The following is a 4939-nucleotide window of genomic DNA, read 5'->3' as shown; positions in this document are numbered from 1 at the left end:
TGCGCATGACTGAATGGTGAAATCCGGCGGCCCCGGGGCCTTCCCGGGCGCTTTCTTAGCGGAACGTTAGATCTGCGTGGCGGACCTTGTCCGGGTACAACGGCCGCCGCATGCTCTGGACACTCCCCCATCGCCGGGGCAGTTCTGCCGTCCCTCACCAGGGACTTCCCTCTGGAGCCGCCATGTCCTCGTCCGTCGTCATGCCCGCGTCGCCGCCCGGGGACGAGCGCAGGAAGCGCCGTCTGGCCCTGGTCGGCGGCTCGCTCGGCAACCTTGTCGAGTGGTACGACTGGTTCGTCTACGCAAGCTTCGCGATCTACTTCGCCGATTCCTTCTTCCCCGGCGACAACCCCACCACCCAGCTGATGAACACGGCGGGCATCTTCGCCGTCGGCTTCCTGATGCGTCCCGTCGGCGGGTGGATCCTGGGGCGCGCCGCCGACCGGCACGGGCGCAAAAGCGCGCTCACCCTCACCGTCACGATGATGTCGGTGGCCGCCCTGCTGATCGCCGTCGCCCCGACCTACGGACAGGCCGGGTACTTCGGCGCCCTGGTGCTGCTGCTCGCACGGCTGCTCCAGGGGATGAGCATCGGCGGCGAGTACGCGGCCAGCGCCACCTACCTGACCGAGGCGTCGGCCCGCGACCGGCGCGGGCTGGGCTCGTCCTTCCAGTACGTCTCGATGACCTGCGGCCAGCTGCTCGGTCTGGGCATCCTGATCACTCTGCAGCACACCCTGACCACCGCCCAGTTGGAGAGCTGGGGCTGGCGGATCCCGTTCCTCGTCGGGGCGTTGTTCGCGGTGGTCGTCTTCTGGCTGCGGCGACGGCTGCAGGAGACCGACGCCTTCAAGGAGGAGTCGTCGGCGTCGGGAGAGGACGCCCACGACGACAGTACGCGCGGCACGCTGAAGGCCCTGTGGCAGTACCGGCGGCAGGCGGGGCTCGTCATGGCGCTCACCCTCGGTGGCACCGTGGCCTACTACACCTACACCACGTACCTTACCAAGTACCTGGTCGGCAGCGCGGGCATGGAGAAGACCACCGCCACGCTCGTCAGCTTCACCGCCCTGACCCTCTTCGCCGTACTGCAGCCCTTCGCCGGCATGCTGTCCGACCGGATCGGCCGCCGGCCCCTTCTGATCACCTTCGCGGTGGGCTGCACCGTCGGCACCTACCCGATCATGACCGCGCTCGGATCGGCCACCTCGTACTGGTCCGCGCTCGGGCTGTCCCTGCTGGCCCTGGTGATCATCACCGGGTACACGTCCATCAACGCGGCCGTCAAGGCCGAGCTGTTCCCGACCCGGGTGCGCGCGCTGGGCGTGGCGCTGCCCTACGCGATCGCCAACGCGCTCTTCGGCGGCACGGCGGAGTATGTGGCGCTGTGGTTCAAGAACAGCGGGCACGAGAAGATGTTCTTCTGGTACGTCTCCGGGTGCGCGCTGATCTCCCTCGTCACGTACGTGCTCATGCCGGACACCCGCAACGCCGCCCTGAGCCGCGCCGAGGCCGAGGCCGACGGCGGGCCCGAGCGGGAACGGCCGGCGGCGGCTCCCGCCGAGGCGGCACGCTGATCGTCCGACCCGGTGGCCGGTGCGGCGACTCCCGTAGGCTGCTGCGCCGGGCCACGGGGATCCGGACGCCGGGGCTCCGCCAATAGGGTTCCGGTACATCGGGGCTCCGGTACAGCGGGGCTCCGGGTCACAGGTCGCGAGGGACTGTCTATGCACGCGCTTCTCGTCGAGGACGACGACCGCATGGCCCAGGCCCTCGGCACGGCCCTCGCCCAGCGTGGACACACCGTCCGCCGGGTCGGGCGCGCCCTGGACGCCCTGCGCCACGTCCGCGAGGCCGAATTCGTCCTGCTCGACCTGGGCCTCCCCGACCTCGACGGGCTGGAGCTGCTGCGGCGGCTGCGTACCGTCTGCGACGCGCCGCTGATCGTGGTGACGGCGCGCTGCGAGGAGCGCGACATCGTGCAGGGGCTGCGGGCGGGGGCCGACGACTACGTGGTCAAGCCGTTCCGGATGGCCGAACTGATGGCCCGGATCGACTCCGTACGGCGCCGGACCGATCCTCACCACGGCCGTTCGGACACCCCGGACCCGGCCGCGGCCGGGTCCCGTCCCGTGCGCACCGGCGATGTCGAGGTGGACCTCGCCGGGCGCACGGTCACGGTGGCCGGAACCGAAGTGCGTCTCACCCGACGCGAGTTCGACGTACTGGCCTTCCTGGCCGCCCGCCCGGACGAGGTGCATTCGCGCGAGGTGATCCTGGACCGGATCTGGGGTGACGTCTTCCTCGCGGCCTCCCGCTCCCTGGACGTCCATGTGGCGGGCATCCGCGCCAAGACCGGCCGCTCCGGTCTGGTGCGTACGGTCCGGGGGTTCGGCTACCAGCTCGGCTTCCCGGCCCAGGCCGATGCCCCCGCCCCCGACGCGCGGGACGGCGAGCGGTGAGGCGCAGGCTGCTGGCGGTGCTGATGGTGCTCATGGGGGCGGCGGCGCTGCTGCTCTGCGTTCCCCTGGCCGATGCCTACGCGCGCGGGCGCACCGAGCACCTGCTCCTGCAACGGCGCTCGGAGGCCGTACGCTTCGCCGACCTCGCCGACCGGATGCGTACCGCCGCCGACCGGGCGGAGCTGTCGGCCGAGATCGGCCGCTACGCCCAGCTGTACGGAGCCGGGGTGGCCGTGGTCGACTCCGCGGGGGCGACGGTGGCCCGGGCCGGGACCGGTCCGGCGGCCGAGGCCGCCACGAACGCGGCCACCGACGCCGATTCCTCCCGGGGCGGCTCCTCCGACGGGGCGGACGCCCGTCACCGCGCCCTCACCGGCCGCTCGACCGACCGGCTGCCCACCCTGCGCCCCTGGGGACCGCGCACCGTGGTGCTGGCCGAACCGGTGGGCCGGGACGAGCGGGTGAGCGGGGCGGTTCTGATGGCCGTGCCCACCGAGGCCGCCCGCCGGGACGTGACGATCCGCTGGTCGCTCATCGCCGCCGGGGCGCTCGGCGCCTTCACGGCGGCCGCTCTGGTCGCGGCCGGGATCGCGCGCTGGCTGATGCGCCCCGTACTGGACCTGGACCGGGCGGTCGAGCGACTGACCGCCGGCAGCCTGCAGGCCCGTGCCGTGTCCGACACGGGTCCGCCGGAACTGCGCCATCTTCGGCAGCACTTCAACACGATGGCGGAGGCGATGGCCGACTCGATCGGCCGTCAGCGCGACTTCGTCGCCGATGCCTCCCACCAACTGCGCAATCCGCTGGCCACCCTGGTACTGCAGCTGGAGAACGTCGAGCCACACATCGCACCCGGGCCAGGCCTGGCCGAGCACATCCGCGCCCTGGACGAGGCGGAACGCCTGGAGGAGCTGCTCGACGGCCTGCTGGCGCTGGCCCGTGTGGAGTCGGGGACGGCGGAGCTGAGCCACGAGGACGTGTCGCGGTCGGTACGGGACCGGGTGGCGGCCTGGACGCCGGTCTTCCGCGCCGCGGGGGTGGAACTGGTGGCCGCCGGCCTCGCGGACGGCCTGCGGGCCCGCGCCCTGCCCGACGCGACGGGCCGGATCCTCGACGCGCTCCTCGACAACGCCGTCAAGTTCGTCCCGCGCGGCGGGCGCGTCGAGGTGCGCGCCACGCACGCGGCCGACGGGAGCGCCGCCGTCGTACGGGTCGCGGACGACGGCCCGGGCGTGCCGGAGGAACAACTGCCCCTGCTGCTACGCCGTTTCGCGCGTTCCCCGGAACACCAGAACATCCCCGGCAGCGGCCTGGGGCTGGCCATCGCCGAGGAGATCGCCCGGATCAGCGGCGGCCGGCTCGACATCGGCGGCCAGGAGCCGCACGGCCTGGTGGCGGAACTCCGGCTCCCGGCCCCTCCTCCTGGGTGAGGTCTCAGCCGTACACCGACCGGTAGTGGGCGGCCGCGCCGGGGTGCAGCGGCACCTCGCCGGTGGAGATGGCGAACCGCGGCTCCAGCCGGGCCCCCGCCGTCACCTCCCGCAACAGATCGCGCCACCGCTCGAACACCACCTGGAGCAGGTCACGTACGGCGCCCTGCGGCACGTCGGCCCGCGCCAGGAGGTAGTTGCCGACCCCGACGGTTCCCACCGGCTCCGTCAGCCCGTACACCCCGGCCGGCAGGGTGACCGCCGTGTAAACGGGGCCGTAGCGCTCCCGCAGCGCGCCGACGTGGGCTTCGAGCGGCAGGAAGCGCAGCGGCAGCTCGCGGGCCAGGTCCGCCAGGGCGGGGGTGGGCACCCCTCCGGACCAGAACAGCGCGTCGACCGAGCCCTCGCGAAGGGCGCTCACCGAGGGGGCGAGGCCCAGGTGCCGCTCGTCCGCCGCGGCCGCCGACGAAGGGGCGCCGCTCAGCCCGGCCGCCCGCAGGACCCGTTCCGCCACCACTTGTACCCCTGAGCCCGCCGCGCCTGCCGCGACCGGGCGCCCGGCGAGATCCCGAACCGAGCGCACCGGTCCGTCCGCCGGGACGAGCAGGTGTGTGTAGTTCACGTAGACCCTGGCCAGGGCGGTCGCGACGGTCGGCCCGGGGAACGGCTCCCGGCCGAGCACCGCGTCCTCGGCGGCGTCCGCCATGGCCAAAGCCAGCTCGACGGAGCCGTCGTCCAGCTTCCGCAGGTTGTCCACGCTGGCCGCGGTGCTCACCGGGACGATCTCGATCCGGCGGCCGCTCGCCGCCACGGCCTGTGCGAGGGCCTGCCCGAACGCGTTGTACGGCCCGCCCTCGGGCCCCGTCGCGAGCCGTAGCCGCCGCAGCGGCCCGGAACCCCCCGAGCAGCCGGCCGACACCCCCGCCAGGACACCGAGGCCGACACCCATCAGCCGCCGCCGGGTCACTTCTGCGCTGGTCACGGCGGAAGCCTAAAGGGTTGTGTGGACGGCGGATGCCGACAAGGGCCGGGAAGAGCACCGATGTC

The 4939-nt window shown here is 73.2% G+C and carries 4 protein-coding genes; 3 read left to right on the top strand and 1 reads right to left on the bottom strand.

The annotated features are described in order from the left end of the window. Positions 1–200 precede the first annotated feature (200 nt). The 3 genes from ACWGIU_RS29760 to ACWGIU_RS29750 all read left to right on the top strand — a co-directional run bounded on the left by ACWGIU_RS29760 (position 201) and on the right by ACWGIU_RS29750 (position 3892). Positions 201–1577 (top strand): MFS transporter, encoded by a 1377-nt coding sequence (locus ACWGIU_RS29760; protein WP_453710937.1) that lies wholly within the window; start codon positions 201–203, stop codon positions 1575–1577. Between the two features lie 150 nt (positions 1578–1727). Next, positions 1728–2462: a response regulator transcription factor gene (locus tag ACWGIU_RS29755; RefSeq protein WP_453710935.1), complete on the top strand. Its 735-nt coding sequence runs from the start codon at positions 1728–1730 to the stop codon at positions 2460–2462. Beyond that, a complete protein-coding gene (locus ACWGIU_RS29750) occupies positions 2459–3892 on the top strand; it encodes an ATP-binding protein (protein WP_453710933.1) in 1434 nt (477 codons plus the stop codon). The genes ACWGIU_RS29755 and ACWGIU_RS29750 overlap by 4 nt, the downstream gene beginning before the upstream one ends. Before the next feature lie 4 nt (positions 3893–3896). Here the strand turns inward: ACWGIU_RS29750 and ACWGIU_RS29745 are convergent, their stop codons facing one another. Next, positions 3897–4874: a TAXI family TRAP transporter solute-binding subunit gene (locus ACWGIU_RS29745; RefSeq protein ID WP_453710931.1), complete on the bottom strand. Its 978-nt coding sequence runs from the start codon at positions 4872–4874 to the stop codon at positions 3897–3899. Positions 4875–4939: the final 65 nt, after the last annotated feature.

The sequence above is a fragment of the Streptomyces sp. NPDC054840 genome, from assembly GCF_053611065.1.
Note: the sequence above shows the minus strand (reverse complement) of the source record. Positions and strands in the feature narration are given on the sequence as shown.